The sequence below is a fragment of the Pyxidicoccus sp. M6 genome, from assembly GCF_055568925.1.
This window is the reverse complement of sequence record NZ_CM145714.1, coordinates 7408735-7431004: the sequence shown is the minus strand read 5'-3', so window position 1 is coordinate 7431004 and position 22270 is coordinate 7408735. Positions and strand designations below refer to the sequence as shown.

General features: G+C 66.5%; 20 protein-coding genes. 11 read left to right on the top strand and 9 right to left on the bottom strand.

Annotated elements, in window-relative coordinates; all coding sequences use genetic code 11:
• Nucleotides 1-11: 11 nt before the first annotated feature.
• Nucleotides 12-3347: a HEAT repeat domain-containing protein gene (locus tag ACVTJA_RS29190; protein WP_465824543.1), complete on the bottom strand. Its 3336-nt coding sequence runs from the start codon at nt 3345-3347 to the stop codon at nt 12-14.
• A gap of 370 nt (nt 3348-3717) precedes the next feature.
• Here ACVTJA_RS29190 and ACVTJA_RS29185 point away from each other — a divergent pair, with 370 nt between their 5' ends.
• Both ACVTJA_RS29185 and ACVTJA_RS29180 read left to right on the top strand, forming a co-directional pair.
• Nucleotides 3718-4194, top strand: coding sequence for a transposase (locus ACVTJA_RS29185; RefSeq protein WP_465824542.1), 477 nt, complete (start codon nt 3718-3720; stop codon nt 4192-4194).
• A gap of 197 nt (nt 4195-4391) precedes the next feature.
• Nucleotides 4392-4523, top strand: a complete 132-nt coding sequence (locus tag ACVTJA_RS29180) for a hypothetical protein (RefSeq protein WP_465824540.1) — start codon at nt 4392-4394, stop codon at nt 4521-4523.
• Nucleotides 4524-4581: 58 nt separating this feature from the next.
• Here ACVTJA_RS29180 and ACVTJA_RS29175 read toward each other — a convergent pair whose 3' ends face one another.
• Genes ACVTJA_RS29175 through ACVTJA_RS29165 form a run of 3 tightly spaced genes read right to left on the bottom strand, consistent with a single transcriptional unit; the run spans nt 4582 to nt 7121 of the window.
• On the bottom strand, nt 4582-5811 hold the full coding sequence (locus ACVTJA_RS29175) for a cytochrome P450 (RefSeq protein WP_465824536.1): 1230 nt from the start codon (nt 5809-5811) through the stop codon (nt 4582-4584).
• A 57-nt stretch (nt 5812-5868) separates the two neighbouring features.
• Nucleotides 5869-5958 carry a hyalucidin A family RiPP precursor gene (locus ACVTJA_RS29170; RefSeq protein ID WP_465824534.1) on the bottom strand — a complete coding sequence of 30 codons (90 nt, stop codon included), beginning with the start codon at nt 5956-5958 and terminating at the stop codon, nt 5869-5871.
• 5 nt (nt 5959-5963) lie between these two features.
• Entirely contained in the window at nt 5964-7121 is a 1158-nt protein-coding gene (locus ACVTJA_RS29165) for a cytochrome P450 (protein ID WP_465824532.1), read from the bottom strand.
• A gap of 447 nt (nt 7122-7568) precedes the next feature.
• Here ACVTJA_RS29165 and ACVTJA_RS29160 point away from each other — a divergent pair, with 447 nt between their 5' ends.
• The 3 genes from ACVTJA_RS29160 to ACVTJA_RS29150 are packed head-to-tail and all read left to right on the top strand — an operon-like array spanning nt 7569 to nt 8941.
• Nucleotides 7569-8102: a carboxypeptidase-like regulatory domain-containing protein gene (locus ACVTJA_RS29160; RefSeq protein WP_465824529.1), complete on the top strand. Its 534-nt coding sequence runs from the start codon at nt 7569-7571 to the stop codon at nt 8100-8102.
• Between the two features lies 1 nt (nt 8103).
• Nucleotides 8104-8766 (top strand): hypothetical protein, encoded by a 663-nt coding sequence (locus ACVTJA_RS29155; protein ID WP_465824528.1) that lies wholly within the window; start codon nt 8104-8106, stop codon nt 8764-8766.
• 37 nt (nt 8767-8803) lie between these two features.
• Nucleotides 8804-8941, top strand: a complete 138-nt coding sequence (locus ACVTJA_RS29150) for a hypothetical protein (RefSeq protein WP_465824526.1) — start codon at nt 8804-8806, stop codon at nt 8939-8941.
• Nucleotides 8942-9047: 106 nt separating this feature from the next.
• On the opposite strand, the gene ACVTJA_RS29145 is transcribed toward ACVTJA_RS29150, so the two are convergent.
• Nucleotides 9048-10997 (bottom strand): RecQ family ATP-dependent DNA helicase, encoded by a 1950-nt coding sequence (locus ACVTJA_RS29145; protein ID WP_465824525.1) that lies wholly within the window; start codon nt 10995-10997, stop codon nt 9048-9050.
• A gap of 224 nt (nt 10998-11221) precedes the next feature.
• Here ACVTJA_RS29145 and ACVTJA_RS29140 point away from each other — a divergent pair, with 224 nt between their 5' ends.
• Entirely contained in the window at nt 11222-12304 is a 1083-nt protein-coding gene (locus ACVTJA_RS29140; RefSeq protein ID WP_465824523.1) for a fatty acid desaturase, read from the top strand.
• Between the two features lie 88 nt (nt 12305-12392).
• Here the strand turns inward: ACVTJA_RS29140 and ACVTJA_RS29135 are convergent, their stop codons facing one another.
• Nucleotides 12393-12770, bottom strand: a complete 378-nt coding sequence (locus ACVTJA_RS29135; protein WP_465824520.1) for a DUF1304 domain-containing protein — start codon at nt 12768-12770, stop codon at nt 12393-12395.
• A 92-nt stretch (nt 12771-12862) separates the two neighbouring features.
• Between ACVTJA_RS29135 and ACVTJA_RS29130 the strand changes: the two genes are divergently transcribed.
• Nucleotides 12863-13456, top strand: coding sequence for a TetR/AcrR family transcriptional regulator (locus tag ACVTJA_RS29130; protein WP_465824518.1), 594 nt, complete (start codon nt 12863-12865; stop codon nt 13454-13456).
• Between the two features lie 105 nt (nt 13457-13561).
• Here the strand turns inward: ACVTJA_RS29130 and ACVTJA_RS29125 are convergent, their stop codons facing one another.
• The 3 genes from ACVTJA_RS29125 to ACVTJA_RS29115 all read right to left on the bottom strand — a co-directional run bounded on the left by ACVTJA_RS29125 (nt 13562) and on the right by ACVTJA_RS29115 (nt 17804).
• The gene (locus tag ACVTJA_RS29125; protein WP_465824516.1) at nt 13562-14968 is read right to left on the bottom strand and encodes a serine hydrolase domain-containing protein; all 1407 of its coding nucleotides are present in this window, start codon (nt 14966-14968) and stop codon (nt 13562-13564) included.
• A gap of 197 nt (nt 14969-15165) precedes the next feature.
• Nucleotides 15166-16125: a hypothetical protein gene (locus ACVTJA_RS29120; protein WP_465824514.1), complete on the bottom strand. Its 960-nt coding sequence runs from the start codon at nt 16123-16125 to the stop codon at nt 15166-15168.
• Between the two features lie 149 nt (nt 16126-16274).
• Nucleotides 16275-17804 carry a M35 family metallo-endopeptidase gene (locus tag ACVTJA_RS29115; protein ID WP_465824512.1) on the bottom strand — a complete coding sequence of 510 codons (1530 nt, stop codon included), beginning with the start codon at nt 17802-17804 and terminating at the stop codon, nt 16275-16277.
• A 410-nt stretch (nt 17805-18214) separates the two neighbouring features.
• Here ACVTJA_RS29115 and ACVTJA_RS29110 point away from each other — a divergent pair, with 410 nt between their 5' ends.
• The 4 genes from ACVTJA_RS29110 to ACVTJA_RS29095 all read left to right on the top strand — a co-directional run bounded on the left by ACVTJA_RS29110 (nt 18215) and on the right by ACVTJA_RS29095 (nt 22232).
• A complete protein-coding gene (locus ACVTJA_RS29110; RefSeq protein ID WP_465824510.1) occupies nt 18215-18880 on the top strand; it encodes a hypothetical protein in 666 nt (221 codons plus the stop codon).
• A gap of 213 nt (nt 18881-19093) precedes the next feature.
• Nucleotides 19094-19444 (top strand): hypothetical protein, encoded by a 351-nt coding sequence (locus tag ACVTJA_RS29105; protein WP_465824508.1) that lies wholly within the window; start codon nt 19094-19096, stop codon nt 19442-19444.
• A gap of 24 nt (nt 19445-19468) precedes the next feature.
• The gene (locus ACVTJA_RS29100; protein ID WP_465824506.1) at nt 19469-21550 is read left to right on the top strand and encodes a M64 family metallopeptidase; all 2082 of its coding nucleotides are present in this window, start codon (nt 19469-19471) and stop codon (nt 21548-21550) included.
• 460 nt (nt 21551-22010) lie between these two features.
• Entirely contained in the window at nt 22011-22232 is a 222-nt protein-coding gene (locus ACVTJA_RS29095) for a hypothetical protein (RefSeq protein ID WP_465824504.1), read from the top strand.
• Nucleotides 22233-22270 lie beyond the last annotated feature (38 nt).

The window sequence follows — 22270 nt, the reverse complement described above, 5'->3', positions numbered from 1 at the left end:
GCCTCCACACCTCACGCAGCACCTTGGGATGGAGTGCTGGGGGGCTGCTGCATTGCCTCCCTGTTCTTCCAAAGCTTCACGTAATCGTCGCTTACAGAATGATCGCCAGTATCCGCAGCGTACTCCACCAACCTATCGCGAAGTGTCCGCGCCCGGTCCAACGACAAAAGGGAGACCAAGAGAACGTAAACACCACGAAAACGCGAGTCTCCGAGGTGCTGGAGTTCGCGTTGGCTATCCAATGGTAGAAACGTGTGTGCGATGAAAAACTCCTGAATTTTGTCGTGGCGAAACCGCCACTCCCTGCGGTCCGACTTGTCAGATCCTCTCCACTGTCGCTTCAGAACCATCCTGAAGCGCTCCATTGCAAGAAGCTCGCGGTCGAAAGCAGCCTCATCAACTATCGTCCGTCCAGAATTACGCATCTGGTAGGCCTCTTCAGCGAAACGCCCCAGTGGAAACTCTGTGAGGTGAGAGGCAGCGTACTCGTTTGCCATGAGCTCGTACTGCTGCTGCCGCAAGTTGGTGAGGTCGGGCGACATGCCGTCTGCGAGCATTTGTGCAACCACTGTCAAATCCATGGGATTTGACAGAACCTCCCGAATAGCGCGGCGCAGTTGCTCAGACTGGTCCTCAGTCAACGACTCCGCCACGAAACGCTCGCACCGCTCCGCATACTCATCTCCTCGGAGCTTCGCCGTCGACTCCAAGAATGGCCCTCGCCCCTTTAGGAATTCGGCGATGTCTGCGTCGGATAGCGGCTGCAAGGAGAGAACGCGGGCCGTCACTGGAGGACTCCACTCAATACGCTGCGTGGAAACGAGAATATTTCCCTGGAAGTGGTTCTCCATGAATTGAACGATGCGTGCCCTTGTGTCCGCGGTCACCTCGTTCAACCCATCAATATAGATGTCGAGAGCACCGCTGTAGATAAGGCTCCGGAGAAAGGCAGCATCCTTCGCTTGGCCCTCCAGCTTTGCCTGGATCGCCTCCAACACGCCTGCACTGCAGCGCTCCGCAGATAGATAGACTGCCAGGCGTTTCGAGCGCGACAAGAGATATCGAAGAAAGCTAGACTTCCCCAATCCAGATGCGCCCTCAAGAACAATCTGACCACGAAGATGAGGAAGAGCACTAACTATGCGCAGGCGCTCTTGGGTGGAACGGACGATCACCTCTGAACGATCGAAGTATGCCTCTCCCTGAAATTCGCCAATGCCAGCATCGGCCGTGAGGATACGTGCAAAGGGTGAGAGCAAACGACGCCTGAGGAATGGCACCCACGTGAGCAACACGCCCACATAGAAAAGGCCTGTCACCCTTCGAACCCATGGATTCCAGAAAAAGATGGCCTGAACACTGGGGTAGTGGGGATAGACGAAGACCAATAGGAGCCAGAAGACCAAGTGGGAGACAATCAGCCCCCCAGTATTCTTAACCCAACGCCAAGACTGGGCTGATGCAATGACCTGCTCAAGCGTATCAGCCTGCCTGCGATAGGAACCCTGCAAAATCTCGCGGAGAGACTCAAGCAACATGAGGTCTTCGACACTCGTCAGGCTTCCCTCATGCATCTTCGATACAGCAGCGACGCTATCCGCAAGGGCGGCCTGAAGGCGCGGATAATCCTTGGCGCGAGGCCAAAATTCGCGAAAGTCTTCTAGCGTTTCCCGCGCCTCCTCCAGGGAAATACTGTTCGGCCTCTCGTCATCAGGGCGCACAGCCCAGCGAAGCACTCGCTCGACCATTGGATCTCCTCCCGCCGTGACATGAGCAAGGACAAGCCATTCTGTATACCGAGCGCGGTTGGTCAAGGCCGCATTGATAAAAAATGCCGAGATAGATGCATCCAGCGGAGTGAAATTCACTAACGCCTGTGCTGCTACTTCACGGGTGTTTTCGTTCCGATCTCTCAGCAACGCAATGATATGAGGCGCTGACTCCTTCGCCCCTTCTCCTATTCGCCCAAGGGATACGACGGCCGCCTGTTGGGTTCCTAAATGCGAGTCCTGCAGGAGTTCAATGAGGCGAGGCACGGACTCCTTCGCATCTTCTCCTATTCGTCCCAACGCTGCGGCTGCCGCCCAGCGGACGCTTACGTCTTCGTCTTTCAGCAACTCCACAAGAAGAGGCGCGGACTCTTTCGCACCTGCTCCCATTGCCCCCAACGCCCTAGCCGCCGCCTCCCGGACGTTTCTATCCCCATCCTTCAGCAGTTCAATGAGGTGCGGCGCAGACGCCTCGGCCCTCTCTCCCATTCCTTCAAGCGCTGCGGCCGCTGCACGCCGAGTGCTTGCGTCCTTGTTCCTCAGCAACTCGACGAAGCGGGGCACATACGTTTTTGCCCTCTCTCCCATTCCGCTCAACATAATGGCCGCCGCCCAATGTACACCGCCGTCGCATTCGAGCAGCGTATCCACAAGGTGAGGCACAGCCTCAGTGGGACCTTCACCGATTCGCCTCAGCGCCTCTGCCGCCGCGTACGGGCTGCCCATATCTTTGGCGCTCAGTAGCTTGGCGAGGTGAGGCACTGCCTCCTCGGCCCTATCGCCCAATTGCCCTAACGAATGAATAGCCGCCCACCGGACGCCTGCGTTCTCATCCTTCAGCAGTTCAATGAGGAGTGGCACTGACGCATTCGCTCCCATTCCCCCCATCGCAGTTGCCGCTGCCCGCCTGACGCCAGCATCCCTATCCTTCAGGAGTACAACGAGCTGAGGTACGTATGCGCTCGCACCTTCTCCGATTCGCCCCAGCGCATCGGCCGCCGCCAGCTGGACGATTATGTCGGAGGACTTCAGCAATTCAATAAGGTGAGGCGCAGACTCCTTCGCCCCTTTTCCGATCTGCCCCAGCGCGTCGACTGCCCCCAACCGAGCGCTTGCATCCCCGTCCCTCAACAGCTCAAGGAGGTCAGGAACATGCGTCTCCTCTCCGATTCGGCTGAGCGCTGTGGCCGCAGTTTGTTGAACGCTTCGATCTGAATCCTTCAGCAGCGCGAGCAGGTGAGGTGCGTACGCCTTCGCCTGGCCTCCCATTCTCCCCAGCGCAGCGGCTGCCGCCCGTCGAACGTTCGGGTCCCCGTCCTTCAGCAACTCAACGAGGCGAAGCCCCTGTTCTCGCCCCTCCAAGTCGGATGCACGCAGTGCGTCCAAGTGGAGACGCGCAGCTGTCGCCGCAACAGCGATATCAACATCATTGAGAGCCGCAAGCACCCCTTTCACGTAGACAGCCCTGTTAACTCGTATGCCCTGTGGACCACTGCTCTCCGCCTCCATTGCGCGTGCCGGAAGGGTCACAAGCGCCACGGTTACAAGTACGAACGAATAAAGAGCAGCAGGACCCATACTTCCCCCCCAACTGAGAACCGGACGGATCTACTCAAGCGCTGTTCGAGACGCGAATCCAGGCCCAAGGTACGACCAGTCGCCGACGCATAGAGGAGATGAAGCGGCCGGCCAGCCACGAATGCAGAGGTAGGCCCACCGAGCCCTAGATTGCCGCGGCGCGAACAAGACCGCCGAGGTAGGGGGAGTGGGCCATGGTGTTCATCGGCATCGACGTGCACAAGCGGGACAGTCAGGTGTGCATCCTGGCGGAGGGGGCGAGGTGGTGCTGGAGCAGCGGCTTCGCACCCAACGGGAGCGGTTGGCCTAGCTCCTGGGCACGCGTCCCAAGGCGCGGGTGCTGCTGGATGCCTCGACTGAGAGCGCGTGGGTGGCGCGGAGCCTGGAAGAGTTCGGGCACGACGTGGTGGTGGCCGACCCGAACTGCGCTGCCATGTACGCCACGCGTAGTCGCCGGGTGAAGCCGGACAAGCGGGGCGCCAGTACGTTGGCGGAGCCGTGCAAGGTCGGGGCGTACCGGCCCGCGCACCGCACCTCGGACGAGAGTCGGCACCAGCGTGCGCAACTGGCCGTGCGCGAAGCCCTGGTGCGCGCGCAAGTCAGGCGCGAGGCCCTGCGGGTGGCGGACGGCGGAGCGGAGGCGTTCGTGGCGCGGGTGGGGGTGCTGGCACTGCTGGGCAGACTGAATGCGGAGGTAGCGCCGCTGCTGGGCCTCATGCTGCATCTCAACGCGCAGATTGCCTTCCCGGATGGGGTGCTCGTGCGGCTGGCCCGGCAGGACAAGCAAGTGGCGCGTGTGAATCGTGCCGGGGCCAACCTCTCACATGTCGTGGGCAAGCCCAGGTGAGAATGGCTCCGGCCTCCAGATCGCGGCCCTGACGGCCTACGTCGACGGCAACACCGTCTATGACAACGCGGACGGGCTGATCCTGTCCGACCTCCGGCGTTCGTCCCCGTCCCGCTCACGGGCATCGTCTGCGGCGGCAACGAGTTCCTGCGCAACGACGGGGATGGACTCACGGTGCAGGCGCCCAGCACCTCACGGTGCTCAACAACGTCGCCCTGGGCAACACGGGCTTCGGTATCTACGCGCCCACCGCCTTCGACGGAGGCGGGAACGTCGCGCGCAGCAATGCCGCGGGCGACTGCGTGGGCATCATCTGTTCCCCCTTCTGACGGCGGAGAACCCTGGCGGGTGAGCCTGCTCGCGGCGCGGCGGCCGAGGAAGACCCGCTCAGCGCCGGGTGAGCGTGCCCCGGAAGTTCTGGGGCAGCGGTACGGCGGCCAGCACCATGCGCACGGCCTCCGGCTCCGAGAGCTGGATGCGGTAGCGGGTGCACATGAGGTGGCACAGCACGATGAGCTGCGCGATGCCCAGGCCGGCCCCGATGCAGGTCGTCGGGGACCAGCCGAAGGGGACGTAGCTGGCGCCGCTGCATGGACCGTTGGCCGCGTCCGGCAGCCATCGGTCGGGGTCGAAGGTCTCCGGGTCCTTCCAATGCTTCGGGTCGTGGTGGGCCAGATGGGGACTGACGAAGTAGCGCTGGCCGGTCTTGACGCATGCCTGCTCCAACTGGATGTCGGTGCGTGCCGACCGGGCCAGGAACAGCGGCGAGCTCCACATGCGCATCGTCTCCTTGACGAAGCGGTGGGTCGCCGGGGTGACTCGGGTGGGGGCGGCGTAGAGCTCCTCCCGAGAGACTGACTCCAGCTCGCGGGTCAGCCGTGCGGCATGGTCGGGGCGGCGGGTCAGCTCGTAGAGGACACACGCGGCCGTGGCTCCCGGCGGGCCCGCGATGGCCGTCAGCACCGCGGTGACCGCGTCGACAGCCCGGTCCAGTCCCAGCTCCGGCAGCAGGTCGACGATGGGGTCGGTCAGGTCGAGCTGGCGGGGCCTGCGGCCCCTGGCGCGGCCGCGCAGCTCACGGCGGACCGCGGAGCCGGCACCCACCTGAATCCAGATGGCGCGAAGCTCCTGCCAGAACGTCTCGCGCAGGGGCTCGACAGAGAGGAGTCGCGCGAGCTTGAGGTGCTGGTCGCGGAGCACGCGTGCCATGTCGGCACGGGGCAGGTTGGCCACCACCATGGGCACCAGTGCCTGGGTGCACACCTCCTGCGCCACCCAGACCAGGTCGAGCGAGCGCTCGAGTCGCGCCTCGAGAAGCGCTTCCATCCGCTCCGCGAGCTGCGCGACAGACTCCGGACCTGACAGGCGCTTCATGTGCGGGAGCCAGGCCGCGCGCACGTGCTTCCAGGAGACAGGCTCTCCCTTCCGGCCACGCAGCAGGTCGGCGAGCTTGTCGGGCAGCGTCAGGTCGCCGTAGTTGAGCGCGTTGATCTTCTGCGCCGCCTCGGGTTCGAAGACGCCCAGGTCGCCCCGTTGCGTCCAGAAGACGCCGCCTTCCGCGTAGCTCCGCGTGCGCATCTCGCGAACGAAGTCGATCTCGTCAGGAGGGGTATCCATGGGGCCTGCTCCAGGTGGGATGGGGAGCGGGACGACCCGCTCCCCATCGGGTGCGGCTCAGATGTGGTGATACACGTACCAGCGATACGCGGGGTCCTTGCGACGGATGGCCAGCGCGGCCATCACGGAACGGAAGATCTTCGCCATGTGAGTCACCTCCTTTCCATGCTTGGAACGTCACGACGGTGAGGCACCAGGGACAATGCGAAGCGAGGGGGCGCGAGTGCGGCGGTGACATGCGGGCGGGTATCGCGGGGCGTGACGGTCAGCCGGTAGCCGCGAACGATGAGCCGCAGGACGTCTTCGACCAGCTCCATGGAGAGGAGGGCCGCGGGGCAGGTGTGCGGGCCCCACCCGAACGGGATGAAGGCCTGGGCATTCTTCACGGAGGCCCATCGCTCCGGGCGGAAGGTGGAGGGGTCATCCCAGTGCCGGGGGTTGCGCTGCACGGCGTAGGGACAGACGACCACCTCGTCCTCGGGAGTGACGCTGACGCCGGCCACCTCGTGACGCTTCGCGGGCCTGGACCCCAGCAGCCACGCCACGGGCCACAGGCGCAGTGCTTCCTTGACCACCCACGCGGGCTCGGCATCCGTCGGCGGGTTCGTGCCCAGCAGGTAGACGGACCAGCCCAGGACGAAACCCACGGAGCCCGCGGCGGCGAACACGAAGGACAGGAACACCTCGGCCAGCTCCTCCGCCGCGACTTCGGCCCCCGCGGCGCTGACCACCACGTCGAGCAGATCGGCGGGCTCACCCGCGCCTCGCCTCCGCCGCTGCTCCACCGCCCGCACCAGCGCTCGCTCCACGCGGAACCGGAACAGAGCGCGACTCAAGAAGGAGTGACGCTCCCGCGCCCCGGCCAGGACCGCGCGCTCCACGATGGCGTCCACCGTCTGGCGAAGCCATGCCGGACTGTCCGGTGAGAGCAGCGCCGCCGCGAGGTGGCGGTACATGAGCCGGTTGCCCGCGTCAGGCCACTCACTGCCGGGCACCAGGACCCGCCGCACGGACTCCTCCAACGTGTCCTTCCGCGCGTCGAGATAGGCGCGCAGCAGGGCCCGGGACTCGCGGCCGATGCGCACCTGCACCGGCCGTGGGCCAAACGTCCCATGCCGGGTGCGGAAGAAGTCGGAGTGGTCCTGGTAGAGGCCCTCTCCATTGGCGAGGACGTTCTTGGAGGCCGTCGCGTCTGACAGGCACAGTTGCCTTCGCGGCAGCCAGATGGCGTCCCCGGCGGCGGGAAAGGTCTCGTCAAGGAAGCGAAGCGGCTCCCTTTCAAACTGAACAGCCGGCTCTCGCTCTGCCATCGTTGCGCTCCCTCGGAGTCGCGAGCAGCGAATTAGGCCTGGGCTGAAGCATCCCTGAAGCACGAATCAACCGCACTGTGCGTAACAGAAGAAATCAATAAACTGTTGCCACGCGGACACAACAGCGGCGCGACTCACGCCGTGAGCTCATGGGCAAGCGAGGCCCTCCCAACCGCTACTGCTGCCGCCGGCCTTCGTTTCTTGACCCGAGTCAATGAGCCGGGCGGGTGAGCGGCTGGGCCCGGCCGTTGGGCAGACCGCGCAGCCCCTTGGACAGGGGGCCACGGGCTGTGCGCCGTCCTTCACCCTCCTGAGACCAGGGTTTTTTATTCCACGTCCCGGATGGTTGCGCCCACCGATGCGAGGGGTAGACAGTTTCGCTCGCGCATGCAGTCGCGGGGCCGCGAGAGCAAAATGCCGAACGTGGCTAAGTAGCCCGTACAGGCCATGAATTCCTCCCAAAGACTCGCGCTGCTCCTCGGCGAGGTGCGCGCCCGGGGCACGCGCCGGCCGCTGAAGGATGCCGCGCTCTTCCTGGACGGCGGCGAGGAGCCGGCCGCCCTGCTGGATGAGCAGGGCCGCTTCGAGCTCGAAGTCCCCCCGGGCACGCACCGCCTCCTGGTCCGAGCGCCGGGGCACGAGCCCTTCACCTTCGAGGAGACGTTGATTGCAGGGCAGTCCCTCGAGGTGGTGTACCGGCTGCAGCCCGGCGCGGTGAATCCCTACGAGACGATTGTGCGTGACGACCGGCCGCGCACCGAAGTCACGCGCATCAGCCTGCACGGGCAGGAGCTCCTGCGCGGCACGCACCCCGTGGCGGGAGGCGAGGGCGAGCTGGGCGTCACGGTGGGCCTGGACGAGGTGGGGCTCGTGGGCCGGGAGACGATGGCGCAGCCGGGACAGCAGGGACTCGTGAAGGTCGTCACGGGGGAGTACGGCCTGGACCAGCTTCCGATGCTCGGTATGAAGGGGAGCTACTGAGATGCGCCATCCATTCCGGACCACGGTGGCGCTCGCCGTGCTGTGCACCGCATGTGAGCGCCTGCAGGACGACCCCATCTTCGCCTACGGCCGCGCCGAGCAGCGCGACGGCTCGCCGCTGGCGGGCGCGACGCTGTCGTACGAGCGCGCCCGGGTCGTCTATCCGTCGAGCTCGGGAGGGCCCCCGGAGCCCTTCCCGAAGCCCGAGTGGAAGCCCTACGGGACGGCCACCACGGAGGCGTCGGGGGACTACTTCCTGGAGATGCGCTACGGCGACGTGCAGGAGCCGGACCCCAACGCGCCCATTCCGGATGCGACGAGGCCCTACCGCTTCCGGGTGTCTCGCCGGGAGGAGGATGGTGCGGCCACCTTCGTGTCCTTCCTCTTCGTGGATGACGTGGAGCTGCCCACGCTGCGCGTCTGGGACTCGCACCTGGCGCTGGAGCAGACGCCCGGGGGCACCGCTGTGTCCTTCCGGCCTCCGCCGCCCGCGCCGGAGGTGCCCGTCACGGGAGACATCAGCGACGCCACCAACGTGGACGGAGAGGTGGTGCCCTTCGACCCCTCGGAGCCCGTGGCGGTGCTGCTCGTCACCAGCGGCGGCAAGCCCGTGTTCCGCTGGTGGGACGCGCCCTCGCCATGGACGGCGGTGCGGCCGGCATGACAGCCCCTTCGACGGGCCGCTCTACGAATTCGACGGGATGGGCTTCGGCGAGGCGCCCCTGGAGGACGTGGGGCCGGTGCGCTACGTGCGGCTGTTCCGCGCGAATTACGCCCGCGGGAACACTGGCGTTCCGCAGGGCTTCTCCGCCCTCGCGGAGGTGTCCCTCTTCGAGTAACCCTCTACATGCGGAACAACTCCGCCGCGTTCACTGTCGCCGCGCGCGGGACGTTCACGGGCGCTCAGCCCCTTGGGGGTACACGCCTGCCCAGGCCGCGCTCCCCTCAGGTGCGTGGCAGGGCCTGGGCCTCGCAGAAGCCGAGCACCTCGGCGAAGGGCCGGTCCTCCAGCGCGCCGAAGAGTTTGTGGTTGCCCAGCTTCGCGCGCGAGAGGGCGGGACTGCTCAAGCCGCAGAGGAAGCGCGCCGCCTGTCTCGGGTGCCCGAGCGCCTCCGGGTGGCGCGTGGCCAGCGCGCGGAAACCGGCCACGTCCAGGCCGGCAGGAAGGGGAGGGCGGGGACGCGGCGCGGGCAGCACGCGAGCCTCGCCGGTGCGGCAGAAGGTGCAGTGTCCGCAGGGCCGCTCGCGCCGCTGTCCGAAGTGGGCGACCAGCGCGTTGCTCTGGCAGCCCTCGTGCGTGACGAGCCGGAGCACCTCCTGCACGCGCGCCACCTCCTGCGCCTCGCGCTGCTGGAAGCGCTGGACGAGCAGCGCCACCAGGGCCGCGCCGTCCTCGCGGGGGCGCAGCCGCGTGAAGCGCTGGCGCGGCTCGGAGACCTGCGTCTGCGCCAGCCCCTGCTCCTGGAGGTAGTCGAGCGCCTTCACCACCCGCTCTCGCGGCTGGCCGAGCGCCTCCGAGATTCCGGCCGGGTCGAGCGAGTACCAGGTGCGGCCCTTCTTCGCCTTCGCGAACACGTCGCGCAGGAACCTGGCCCGCTCGCCCTGGAAGCGGCCCAGCAGCTCCTCCAGCGGCACGCGCGGCTGCACCTTGTAGCCCGCGTAGAACGGCGTGCCCTGGCGCAGCACGCCCTCCAGCTCCAGGTACGTCAGCGCGGTGCGCAGCACGAGGGGCCGCAAATCATTGCGGTTCGACAGCGCGTACAGGTCCACGTGGAGCTCGGTGTCTGCCTCGAGCACCTCCGTCACCAGGCCCTGGAGCGCTTGCGGCGTGGGCATGTCGCCGTGGGCGAAGTTCTCCAGGGTGGGCACGTCCTCGGGGCAGGCGAACAGCTCCACCACGGACGGTGCACCGTCGCGGCCCGCGCGTCCGATTTCCTGGCTGTAGCTCTCCAGGCCCTTGGGCAGGTTGTAGTGGTACACGGCGCGCACGTCCGCCTTGTCGATGCCCATGCCGAAGGCGATGGTGGCCACGACGATGCCGCGTCCCGAGGCCATCCACGCCTCCTGCACGCGCTCGCGGTCCTCGGACTCCAGGCCGGCGTGGTAGGCGCTCGCGGGGAGTCCCGCGCGGGTGAGCAGCTCCGCCACGTGCTCCGCCGTCTTCTGCAGCGTGACGTAGACGATGGTGGGCCCGGGTGGACGGGACTTCAGCCGCTCGACGAGGAGCGCGTCGCGTGCGTCGGCGCGCACCGGGGTGGTCTCCAGCGTGAGGTTCTCCCGGTAGAAGCCGGTGACGACGGCGTTCTCCTCGGGGATGCCGAAGCCCTGGCAGATGTCGCGCACCACGGCGGGCGTGGCCGTGGCGGTGAGCGCGAGGATGCGCTCCGCGCCGAGGGCTCGCGCCGCCTGCGCCAGCTTGAGGTAGTCCGGCCGGAAGTTGTGGCCCCATTCCGAGACGCAGTGCGCCTCGTCCACCGCGAAGAGGGAGATGCGCAGCTCGCGCAGCAGCGCGGTGAAGCGCTCGTTGTTGAAGCGCTCCGGGGCCACGTAGAGGAGCTTCAGCGTCCCGCCGCGCAGCGCCTCCGTCACCTCGCGCGACGCGTCCAGCGAGAGCGACGAGTCCAGCCGCGCGGCGCGGATGCCCCTGCGTCCCAGTGCGTCAATCTGGTCCTTCATCAACGCGATGAGCGGGGACACCACCACCGTGACACCCTCCAGCAGCAGCGCGGGCAGCTGGTAGCAGAGCGACTTGCCTCCACCCGTGGGGAATACGGCGAGCGCCGCGGCCTTCGGCCCCAGCAGCGCGGTGAGCACCTCGCGCTGGCCGGGTCGGAATTCCGCGAGGCCGAAGCGCTCGCTCAGGGTGGCTTCGAGGTCATCCGCTCCGCGTGGCATGGGGCCTTCTTTCATGGCGCTACGCCCTCGTAACACCCGAGGTCACAGGGGGGTGACACATGTTTCAGCTCCGGGTGTTTCGTGCCTGGGCGCCCTGCCTGGAGCGAGCCAGCCGTTCGTTCCAGGCGGCTTCCCCCGGAGTGTGAGAGAGTCCGGGTTCCCCAACGTGACCGACATCTGACGAGTGTGGAGTCGCGGGACTGGCAGTAAGCAAAAGGAGATGAATGGCATTTCTGGATCGCATCCTCGACCCTCCCAGCTACGGCTATGAGCGAAATGGCAAGCTCTATGTGCCGACCCACCGGGAAATCACCGCCGAGTTCTTCTCCCGGCTCAACGTCGCCCGCTCCCGGAAGAACTGGTTGGGGCTCTTCGCCTGGGTGACGAGTCTCAGCTTCGGCATTCCGCTCGTCCTCTTCTTCACCCACCACTTCAGCTGGTGGCTGATGGCCGTGGGCTTCGTCTACAGCATGGTGGTCATCGGGATGCACGGCACCGTCTGGTTCCACCGCTACGCCACCCACGGCGCCTACCAGTTCAAGAACGCGTTCTTCCGCGAGCTGTGCCGCAACCTGGTCATCAAGATTGTCGTGGAGGAGGCGTACGTCGTCTCGCACCACGTCCACCACAGCTTCTCGGAGCAGCCTGGGGACCCGTACAACGCGCGCGCGGGCTGGCTCTACTGCTTCCTGGCGGATGTGAATCACCAGGCCATCAACAAGGACCTGGACCACAAGGACTACGCGCAGGTCTGCAAGCTGATGAAACACACGGGCGTGCACCTCAACAGCTACGAGCAGTACCAGCGCTGGGGCTCGTTGTGCCATCCGGGGTACACGGCGCTGCACTTCGCCCTCAACTGGGCGTTCTGGTACGGCGCGTTCTTCCTCATCGGCGGGCACGCGCTGGCGCTGGCCCTCTTCGGCTGGGCCGGGGTGTGGGCCATCGGCGTGCGCACGTTCAACTACGACGGGCACGGGGGCGGCAAGGACCGCCGGCGCGAGGGCATCGACTTCAACACTCGAGACCAGTCCATCAACCAGTGCTGGCCGGGGCTCATCACGGGTGAGTGGCACAACAACCACCACCTGTATCCCAGCGGCGCGCGCGCCGGCTTCCTGCCGTATCAGTTTGACCCGGCGTGGCTCTTCATCCGCTCCTGGGCGTGGATGGGCGCCATCACTTCGTACCGCGACTACAAGCAGGACTTCCTGGACCGGTACTATCTGCCCTGGCTGGCGAGAGCGAAGGCACAGGACTGCCCGGAGCCCGAGCGCGCGGTACCCGACTCCAGCGCCGCGTCCTGACGCTGGCCGACGTGGGCGAGTGGGTGCTCGACGGGCACCCGCTCGCGGAGCTTCGCCCGTCTCGAGCGCGTGCCTTGCAGGACCGGCCTCAAAAGGCGATGAGCAGGAGCGCCAGCAGCGGCAGGGCGCCCTGGACGAGGCTTGCCGTGAAGAAGCGGCGATTGGACGTCACCAGCACCAGGGCCGCCAGCACCATGCACGCACAGCCGAAGACGACGGCCGCCACGCCCGAGGTGACTGCTCCGCTGTACGTGAGCGCCACGCCCACGAAGACGCCCAGCGCGAGGAACAGGTTGTAGAAGCCCTGGTTGAGCGCCATCGGCCGCACCACGTCCGCGTCCGCCTGCGACTTCAGCCCGAAGCGCCGCCACACCTTCGGCCGAGAGAAGACGATGCTCTCCATCACGAAGAACAACACATGGATGGCGGCGGCGATGAGCGCGAAGACCTGGGCCAACAGCGACATGGTGACTCCCCTCCCGAGTTGCGGCTATTCTGAACCAATCAGTTCCGAATCGATATTGGAACGTTCGGTTCAAAATTGTCAAGGAGGGTGACGTGGCTCGCACGCGTGCGTTCGACGAGACGGTGGCGGTGCGTGCGGCGCTGGGGGTGTTCTGGTCCCGTGGCTACGAGGCCACGTCGCTGGCGGACCTGGAGGCGGCGACGGGGCTGAACCGCTCCAGCCTGTACCAGGCGTTCGAGAGCAAGCGGGCGTTGTTCTCGCGGGCGGTCGCGCTGTACCTGCGGGAGGTCATCACGCCCCGGCTGGGTGTCTTCGCCACCGGCGCGCCCGGGCTGGAGCAGGTGACGGCCTACTTCGAAGCGCTCGCGACGACGATGGGGACCGCGCCGCCGGCCCTGACGCGGCGGGGGTGCCTGCTCATCAACACCGCCACGGAGCTGGCGCCGCATGACGAAGCCGCACATCAAGCCGTGGAGGACTACCGCACCCTGTTGCACGGACACCTGACGCGGGCGTTGGAGGCGGCTGCGCGGGCGGGGACGCTGCCCCGGAAGACGGTGGCCCGCCGCGTGGAGTTGCTGCTGGGCGCGGTGATTGGCGTGCTCGTCACGGCGCGGGTGGACCCGGCGGCGGCAGCTCGGTTGGCGAGGGCGACCGCGAGCGAAGCGGCGGCTTGGGCGGAGTAGGGCATTCGCGGGGGAGACTTGTCGCGCTGCGCCTGGTCCCTGGACCGCGGCATGTCGAGGCGCCTCCCACTCGGAGAAGCGCCCCGGAATCACGCTGTCTGAAGACTAGTTCGGGCTCAGCGAGAAGACGGACACCCGGCCATCCGGGATGAGCGCCACCCGGTAGCGCAGCGTCGTGGAGCCGACCTGCACCAGGTACGTGTAGACGCGGTCATCGCCCAGCACCTCTCGCTTCACCAGGACGAGCGGCCCCGACGTCCCCAGGCTCTGCAGCAGCGACTGGTAGAACGGCACGGCCTGCGGGAAGAACCACCCGGGGACGTATGCGAACTCGGCCGGGTTCAGCGCTCCTGCCCGCATCTGCTCGAGCAGCGTCGCGAACCGGGCGGTGACCTGCGGCTCGAGGTCCGGAATGGCGGCCAGCGGAGGCACGGCGAGCGCGGGATTGACGATGGCGGCGATGCCATTGACGAAGGCCGCGGGGTCCGCCTGATTGAAGTTGAGCAGCACGATGATGGAGAGGTCGTCGCCGAGGAAGCGGTAGTACGCGGACATGAAGCCCTGCCATGAGCCGGTGTGCTGGTGCAGGGGCTGGCCGTTGCGCTCCTGGAGGACCCACCCGAAGCCGTAGGGGTAGGAGGCGCCGCTGTCGAGCTTCACGGGCGTCAGGATGTCCCGCCAGCTCGCCTTCGTCAGGATGGCGCGGTCATCCACGGCGTCATCCCACGCCAGCAGGTCCTTCAGGGAGAAGTAGAGCGAGCCGTCCCCCGTGGTGTTGAGGGAGGGGGAGACCCACTCCTGGTTCTTCACCACGCCGTCGAGCAGGCGGTAGCCGGCCGCGCGGTTCGGAACGATGTCCGCCTCGCTGATGCCGCGCGCCGTCTTCATGCGGGTGGGCTTGAAGACCTGCTCGCCGAGGACGTTGACATAGGATGTGCCCGCGACCCGGTTCACCAGGAGGCCCAGCAGGACGTAGCCGGAGTTGCTGTAGCTCCATCGCAGGCCGGCGGGGAAGTCCAGGGGCAGCGTGTAGAGGAACTGCGCGAACTCCTCATCCGTGTAGTCCTTGCGCACGTCGATCAGCCCATCCAGCTCCCCGAGGCCGGAGGTGTGCGTCAGCAGGTGGCGAATCGTGATGGGGGCCCAGGTCGCGGGCGCGTCGGGGAAGTACTTCGTGATGCTGTCGGACAGCGAGATGCGGCCCGCTTCCACCTGGAGCATCACCGTCATGGCGGTGAACTGCTTGCCCAGGGAGCCGGACTGGAAGAGGGTGTCCGGGGTGACGGGAACCTGATGCTCCAGGTTCGAGAGGCCATACCCCTTCGCCACGATGACCCTGCCGTGGCTCACGACGGCCACCGCGACGCCCGGCGCATTCTGCCGCTTCTGCTCCGCGCGCACGAAGGACTCGATGCGCTCACGGAGCGATTCATGGGCTGAAGAGGGACGGCCCGCGAGCAGACCCACGAGGAACACCATCGCCAGGGATAAGGACTGCAATGAACCGCGCATGGGAGCTCCAGAGGCCGCAGGGCAGGGATTGCCCACGGGCCCGCGCAGGGGAACACCGTCCCTCCTCCGGGGTAAAGGATTCGGGACGGTGAGATCTACGATAGTTGTCGTATGACGGGGTTCTGTTGGACTCCGGCGGGGCCGGTCCGTCACGTCCATGGCGACTGCAGCCATGCCCCGAGCCGCTCGCGGTGGGCTCAGCGGCGGCGAAGGCTCCGCTGGAGGCATTCGAACTCCGCCTCGTCGCCGCTCATCGCCTGGTCGCAGGTGCGCATCAGGCTCGAAGGGTCCTGGTCGGCGGTGACCACCAGTCGCACGCACTCCAGCTCCGGCTCGTCACCGTCGAAGACCTCCGCGCAGGTGCGGATGGCATTGGCGGGCTCGTAGCTGGACTTCACCGCCGCGTGGAAGCACTCCAGCTCCGCGGTGTCCCCATCCATGGCCTGCTCGCATGCCGCCAGCGCGGCGGAGGGCGCCCGGGACACCCTGGCGGCGACGCGGACGCACTCCAGCTCGTTGGCGTCTCCCTCCATGCTCGTGTCACAGGCCTGGATGATGGAGGTCGGGTCGTAGGTGAAGGCGGAGACCACGTCGAGGCAGGCCACTTCGTTCTCCTGGCCGTCGAAGCTCCGCCCACAGGCCTGCATCACCGAGGGCACCGCAGCCCAGTTCGGTCGCGGGGGCGGCGGCTGCGGGGGCGGCGGAGGCGGGGGAGTCGGCAGGGGAGGCGGGGGCAGGGGCGGCGGGGGCTGGGGATTGGGCTGGGGCGGCGGAGCGTTGCGGCTCACGCGGAGGGTGAGCTCGATGATTTCCACGTCGTGCAGCTTCATCCACTCCAGCCGATGCTGGTCATTGCCGCCGCCCACACGGACCTGGAGCTCGGTTGTGCCCTGGTTCCACGGGAGAGGGAAGCTCAGCCGGTCCTGGCCCTTGCGCAGCGCGGCCCGGAGGCTCGTCCCACGCTTCCCTTGAAGCCGGAGCACCAGCTCGGGCTGGACCCGGCGGCTCTTCATCCACTCCCAGCTCCGCTCCTGGACCTTGTAATCGAGGACGAGCTGACCGTTGGACTCGTAGGCGGCGAGCCCCTCGAAGTGGATGTAGCCCGGCTCGGGGGCCGCCGCCGAGACAGTGCTGGACAGGAGGAAGAAGACTCCCAAACAGATACTCAACAACCGAGAATTCAACATGCAGTCAGTGCTCGATGGGTGGTGCGCTCGATGGAGCGGCCGGGTGAATCAACGATTCACGACGGGAGCGCAAGCTTCGTATTCAGCCGGCCGCTGCCACTGCCCCAGTGTGCCGTCCTTCAGTGGCCGTAATAGAAAGACGAGCCCCAGAGGAAGGCGGTCCGGCTGGCGGGAGCCGTCCCGACCAGGCAGTGCGCCCCATCAAACCCTCCGATGGGGCAGTTGGGGGGCGGCGTGATGTAGAGGTTGTTCGCGTACTTGAAGGGCGTCGAACCCCAGGGCAGCGGCATGACGTAGCAGTTGGCCCCGTCGAACGTCGACGGCGCGGGGCACGCATTGCCGGGGCCGGGCGTCAGGTAGAGGTTCCCGGCCCAGACGAAGTAGCTGGTGCTCCAGGACGGGTAGGGAAGGATGTAGCAGTTCGCCGTGTCCCACCCGGAAGGCGCCGGACACGCCGTGCCAGGGAGCGCGTTGACGTAGTAGGCGTTGTTGTAGACGAACGGCGTCAATCCGGCGGGCACATTCATCACATGGCAGTTCGCCCCATCCCAGCTCGCGGTGATGGGCGCGCCCGTATGGGACGTGACGGTCGGCGCGCAGGGATTGTAGGGGCTGTACGGCGTGGCCTCGGCGAAGTACTCGTGAGAGTCCGCGTTGCGGATGGCATCGCCAGGATTGGAGCTGGCGAGCTGCATGGCCGCGGAGTGCCCATATTCAATGTCGTCGGTATTGGCGACCACCCGGAAGTGGCTGACTTCGTGAACCAGGGTCCCTGCCTTGGAGTCCGTGCCGGTCATCGGCGCGGGCCAGAAGGCGGGACAGAGATGGATCTTGTACTCCTGCCGGGGCCGGACGAACGCGTACACGTTGTTCTTGTTGCAGTTGCAGTAGAACTTGAACGTCTCGTTATCCATCGCGTTCCGGATCTTCCGGAAGTGCTCCCGCACGGAGCCATACCGCGAGCCCTCAAAGGCGCCGAACCAGGTGGTGTAGCGAGCCGTGTTGTTCCCCGCCACCAGGTAGTCGTAGGAGTCATCCGAGTAGTTCAAGGCGTGCTGCCGGGCGGTCACCAGCGCGTTCTTCTCCGAGTCGCTGCAGGACTTGAACTTCTCATTGCTGCCATTGACGATCTTGGTGATGGGGCCGTCCTCCTCCACGTCATCCGGATCGAGCGGCGGCTCCCGGCCTTCGATGTCCAGGAAGATGACGTTGGAGACGGCGACCGCCTGGTCCGACTCCCGGCTCAGGACCTCGGTCTTGTACTGAACCATATAGGTCCCGGAGACTGAGAGGTCGTAGTTGTCCCAGAGCGAGGCGATACCCGAGACGCTCTCACCCGGCTTCAGCATGAGGTAGTCGCCGTCGGTGGGGGCCATGCGCTTGTAGAGCCGGCCGATGTACTCCACCGGCTCGCGCCCGAGCGAGACGGAAAGGATGTCCGCCTCGATTCCCTCGACGACAGGCGTCTGGTAGCCGAGGAGCTTGACCGGACTGTCCGACACGTTCGTGAACGTGACCGTGAGGTCCACGGGCGCGTCCGCCGGAAACTTCGTCTCCTTGGCCGTGAGTTGAATCTGGATGGCTTCCTTGGCGTTCGCGTGGAATGGGAGTGAGACGAGCGCGGCCACGATGAGACATGTCAATTTCATCCGGTTGCCCCTGGCTGGGTGGGTTGCCAGGGCAGGGTGCAATACTTCGGTCGAATTTATCAATGTGACAAATGCGCTACTCGCGGTGCCCGTTTGTAACAAGAAATGCTACAGCCGCGCGGAGTGGCGCTGACCCATTGTCTGAGCCGGCCCTTGTTTCAGCAGATCCGATTGACCAACGAAACGCAGTCATTCGAGGGATTTCCGTGCCGAGGTCGCCAGCGGACCACCGCTCCCGTCAAGCGGCCCGAGCGGGTCAGCCTGGTGTCGGACGGGGCACGGGGCTCCTTGGCTACGCAGCAGGGCTGCACTTCACCGCGGCGGCGGTCGGGCTCGCGGTGGGGGCGCTGTATCGGATCACCTGGACGCCCTCCGCGGATGAGCGCAGGCACCTGGGGCGAGCTGGCGACATGATCTGCTGCCGAGCGTCGACGGGGATCCCGAAAAAGGTATCCGGCTGGGAGAATTGCGGCCAGCTGTCCGAAATAGACGCCTCAACCGTCGCGCTGCTCTCGCCACTTCGGCCCAAGGTAGAGAACAAGGGTGTCGAGCAATGGATCGCCGCCTGCCTGAAGGAGAGCGACCGCGCTGCGTGCGCCGAGGCATGCGCCCAAGGCGACACATACAGCTGCGAAGAGCTGACGTCGCACGAGGGCCTCGACGCGAGGCTCAAGTCCTCCTTGCTCGTCATGAGCTGCGATGCCTTCAGTGCCTCCAGCGGCAATGCATGCCGGAGAGCGGCGCTCGAACATCACTCCTCGGAAGGATGGGTGCTCCTTCGTCTCGATCAGGCGTGCGAGCGCGGCGACGCCGCTGGTTGCGAGATGCTCGGAGAGCGCCTCCTCGCGGCTCGTGGCCGCAGTGAGGCCGTACGCGAGCTCCTGGAACGCAGGTGCAGCTCCGATGCCTTGGACGGCTGCCTGCGCCTTGGCGACTACCTCGCGGCTGATGAGACCAACGCACTCGCGCCCAGCGCGGCGCTTCGCGCATGGTGGCGAGCCTGCGTGACGAACCCCTTGGTTTACTCGGAGGCATGTGACCGGATTGAGGCGTTCTCGCTTTTTGCGCCCCCTTGAGCCTGTCCCGATTTGGTGGCTCTCCCGCGGCACGTATGGCTCAGCAGCGGCAAGCAGGCGTGAATGTTGCGCACGGCGCGGCGTGGCACCACCTTCGTGGCATCAGAGGCTCGATGAGGGACGAGGCGGGCGACGGGCGGCAGAGCACCTGGCGTTGGCTCGGCAGCACGCGCCCCCTGCGTGGACTCCCGACCGACCAGGAGAGGGAGACGCATGGCCTTCAAGATTTATCGAATCACGCGCTATCAATACAGGTTTGACGCCAATGCTGGAGGCCCCGGTGGAGTGGGGCTCTACGACAGTGAGAAATTGCGCGTCACGGTCCTCTTCGTATCCGACACGACCGCGGTGCCAAGGCCGGTGCTCATGGCGGATCTCGAGTCCGCGACGGCGTACTTCCGGATGAGCTCGTTTCAGTTGCTGATCGACATGCTCCGCAACGAGGACCCGGTCAGTGTCACCCTGAACGACCAACCCCCCGGCTTCGTGTTCGTCCACACAGGCCTGGAGCCCGCGGGCGTGGCCGACGAGGCCGCCTGGGTCGGTTCGGGCTACATGCCGTGAGAACGCGAGAACCGGAGCTCGAACATGGCGGCGGATTCAGCCACGAACATCTGGTTTGCCGGTCCCCCGGGCAGCAAGAAGACGATTGTCGTCGTGGGAGATGGCTTCGCGGAGAATGACCAGGAGGCCTTCAATCGCGCGGTCGAAGATGTCTTGGTTCGCGGCGTCTTCGGGCACGACTACTTCGCCGAGGACGGCTGTGCCTTCAACATCGTCCGAATCAACCTCATCTCGCACGATTCGGGGGTGAGCCAGCGCACCTACGACGAAAAAGGGACCTATACCGATCCGAGTGACGACACGATCGCGAGCGAGACCCTCCACGACACCCCGCTCGGGTACATCTACAACGGCTCGTGGGCGCACTGCTGGCTCGAAGGGAGCGCGGACTCCTGGACGCGTCTTCAGACGGTGTTGAACACGTGGGCGCCCGAGCACGACCTCGTCGTCGTCATCTTGAATTCTACGGGCTTCGGGGGCTGCGGAGGGGGCGGGTATCTCTGGGTGACCCTCAATGGCGGATGGGAGGTCATGGCGCACGAGTTCGGGCACTCCGCCGGCGCGCTCGCCGACGAATACTGCCAGCCCGGCATCTGGACAGGGGGAGAGCCGTCGAGCCCCAACATCACCGCCAACAGCGACCGTGCCACGCTCAAGTGGCGCCACTTCGTCGCACCGGGCACTCCCATTCCCACCGGAGCCAATCCACAGCCCGGGGCCGGCGGATGTTCCGACTGGAACCAGGGCGAGCGTCCAGCGGACTGGAGCTCTGACCAGGACGTCGGGTTGTTCGAGGGAGCGTCGTACAAGGATGCCCGGGTCTATCGACCGGTCGAGAACTGCCGGATGCGTGGCAACCTGCCTCCGTACTGCCCGGTCTGCTACTCGGAGCTCAAGCGGCGGCACGACGCGTTCACGGGCCGCCGGTTCGACCGGGTCACCGCCGGAGATTTCTTCGGAACAGGGCACGACGGCATCCTGGTCGCAAACGATCGCTTCGTGACCCTGTACGCCTCGGCGGGGGACCGCTTCGAGTTCGCGGCTCAGCACGTCGGCGTGATTCCCGGTGGCTGGGTGATTCAGCCCAACGACCGCTACCTCGTGGGGGACCTGGACGGGGATGGCGCCGACGAGCTCGTCGTGCTCAACGTGACCGATGGGGACACGCCACGGCTCGCGGTCATCCGCCGCGACCCGGCGCAGGGCCTGCGGGTGTGCGCGGTCCATGTCGGTGACCTGCCGGGGTGGCGGTTGGCGCCCAACGACCGGCTGCTGCTGGCCGACGTCGACGGTGACCGACGAAGTGAATTGCTCGTGAGCAACAGCCGTGATTGGCGAACCCCCTACCTCGGGGTGCTGCGGTTGAGCGACTCGGCGCTCGCGCTGGTCAGCCGCGTGGATGGCGAGGTTCCAGGCTGGACCCTGCGCAGGCACGACCGCTACTTCGTCGGCGATTTCGATGGAGATGGACGCTCGGAGATTGGGGTGTTCAACGCGCGCGACTGGGCGGTGCCCTATCTCGCCACGCTCCGCGTCGACGGGGGCGTCGTGTCACGCATCACGCGCCAACAGCAGGTCCTGCCGGGCTGGACGATGCGGGCTTCAGACCAGTATCTCCCGGCGGATGTCGATGGCGACATGCGGGATGAAATCTATGTGGTGAACACCCAGGACTGGGCCGTGCCCTATCTGGCCGTCCTGCGGCAGACCGGCTCCGGGTTCGAGGCGGTCCAGCGCTATACCGCCTCGCTTCCTGGCTGGACGATGAGCCGGAATGACCGATGGCTCCCGGCCGACTGTGATGGCAGCGGGCGTACCGGCATGTACGTCCACAACGCGCGCGACTGGGCGGTGACGTATCTCGGCCGCATCACCTCGCAAGGCACGGAGCTGTCGTGCAGCCGCGTGAGCGATGCGCTCGGGGGATGGCGCTTCGGCAGTCAGGACCGCTTCGACGTGTGTGCGTACAAAGGCCCCGGGCAGCACCATGGGCTGGTGGTTCACGACGCAGATCGGCTGGGAATGATTGCGTCATCACCCGGTCTCGAGCTCGAGAGACGGTACGTGCGCTGGATTCACAACTTCCACTATTTCAACCCGTCATGAGGAGTCGATGATGTCTCCGCATCGACACGACAATCGCGACCCCGAGCCTGTCGAGCATTCCGGTCCGCAAGGTCCCGCTGAAGCGATGCCGCCGACATCCGCGCTCCCCGGAACGCCCGGCGCCCCGGCGGGCGGTGGGCCTGCACCGCCGCAAGCGTCGCCGCCGCGCTCGCGTGCAGCGGTGACGCCCGACACACCTGCGGGCTCCGGCTATCTGCAGCTTCGGTTGCGCGTCGAAGGCAGTCGGCTCCGCATCGTCGACGCACGCCACCTGCCAGGGCAACTGGTCGACCCCCGGGACGCCGGACCTGGCTACGCGTATGAGGTGACGGTCGGGGGCAGGCGCGTATCGCTGGGCTCGCTCCCCGACCTGAGCGTGCGGCGGTCCTACGCCAACCCGCACGGCCCGCCGGAGCAGCAGGTGCATCACGTGAGCCCCAACCCGCACCCAGAGTTCGCCGTGCGACTCCGAAGCGATGAGGTCACACGTGACGAACTGCCAGCGCTCGCGGTGGCGCTGTACGAAGTGCCGGCCCACGCCGCGCGCGTCCCCAGCACCGCGCTCCTGCGGGACGCGGGCCCCGCGGTCCGGCCGCTCGCGACCCTGTCTCCGGGCTGGCTCGACCAGGTGCCGCCCCAGACCCGGCAGGAGCTCGAGCGCGCGCTGCGCCCGAGCTCCTAGTACGAGAATCACGATCCTTCGTTGAGCGGGACGCGGGC

What these genes read in the sequence shown, in the direction of transcription:
- ACVTJA_RS29155 (WP_465824528.1), top strand. Translation starts at nt 8,104, where the DNA reads ATGCGCCATCCATTCCGGACCACGGTGGCGCTCGCCGTGCTGTGCACC.
- ACVTJA_RS29100 (WP_465824506.1), top strand. Translation starts at nt 19,469, where the DNA reads ATGGCGGCGGATTCAGCCACGAACATCTGGTTTGCCGGTCCCCCGGGC.
- ACVTJA_RS29175 (WP_465824536.1), bottom strand. Translation starts at nt 5,811, where the DNA reads ATGGATACCCCTCCTGACGAGATCGACTTCGTTCGCGAGATGCGCACG.
- ACVTJA_RS29160 (WP_465824529.1), top strand. Translation starts at nt 7,569, where the DNA reads ATGAATTCCTCCCAAAGACTCGCGCTGCTCCTCGGCGAGGTGCGCGCC.
- ACVTJA_RS29150 (WP_465824526.1), top strand. Translation starts at nt 8,804, where the DNA reads ATGGGCTTCGGCGAGGCGCCCCTGGAGGACGTGGGGCCGGTGCGCTAC.
- ACVTJA_RS29190 (WP_465824543.1), bottom strand. Translation starts at nt 3,347, where the DNA reads ATGGGTCCTGCTGCTCTTTATTCGTTCGTACTTGTAACCGTGGCGCTT.
- ACVTJA_RS29110 (WP_465824510.1), top strand. Translation starts at nt 18,215, where the DNA reads ATGATCTGCTGCCGAGCGTCGACGGGGATCCCGAAAAAGGTATCCGGC.
- ACVTJA_RS29125 (WP_465824516.1), bottom strand. Translation starts at nt 14,968, where the DNA reads ATGCGCGGTTCATTGCAGTCCTTATCCCTGGCGATGGTGTTCCTCGTG.
- ACVTJA_RS29170 (WP_465824534.1), bottom strand. Translation starts at nt 5,958, where the DNA reads ATGGCGAAGATCTTCCGTTCCGTGATGGCCGCGCTGGCCATCCGTCGC.
- ACVTJA_RS29165 (WP_465824532.1), bottom strand. Translation starts at nt 7,121, where the DNA reads ATGGCAGAGCGAGAGCCGGCTGTTCAGTTTGAAAGGGAGCCGCTTCGC.
- ACVTJA_RS29145 (WP_465824525.1), bottom strand. Translation starts at nt 10,997, where the DNA reads ATGCCACGCGGAGCGGATGACCTCGAAGCCACCCTGAGCGAGCGCTTC.
- ACVTJA_RS29140 (WP_465824523.1), top strand. Translation starts at nt 11,222, where the DNA reads ATGGCATTTCTGGATCGCATCCTCGACCCTCCCAGCTACGGCTATGAG.
- ACVTJA_RS29115 (WP_465824512.1), bottom strand. Translation starts at nt 17,804, where the DNA reads ATGAAATTGACATGTCTCATCGTGGCCGCGCTCGTCTCACTCCCATTC.
- ACVTJA_RS29105 (WP_465824508.1), top strand. Translation starts at nt 19,094, where the DNA reads ATGGCCTTCAAGATTTATCGAATCACGCGCTATCAATACAGGTTTGAC.
- ACVTJA_RS29135 (WP_465824520.1), bottom strand. Translation starts at nt 12,770, where the DNA reads ATGTCGCTGTTGGCCCAGGTCTTCGCGCTCATCGCCGCCGCCATCCAT.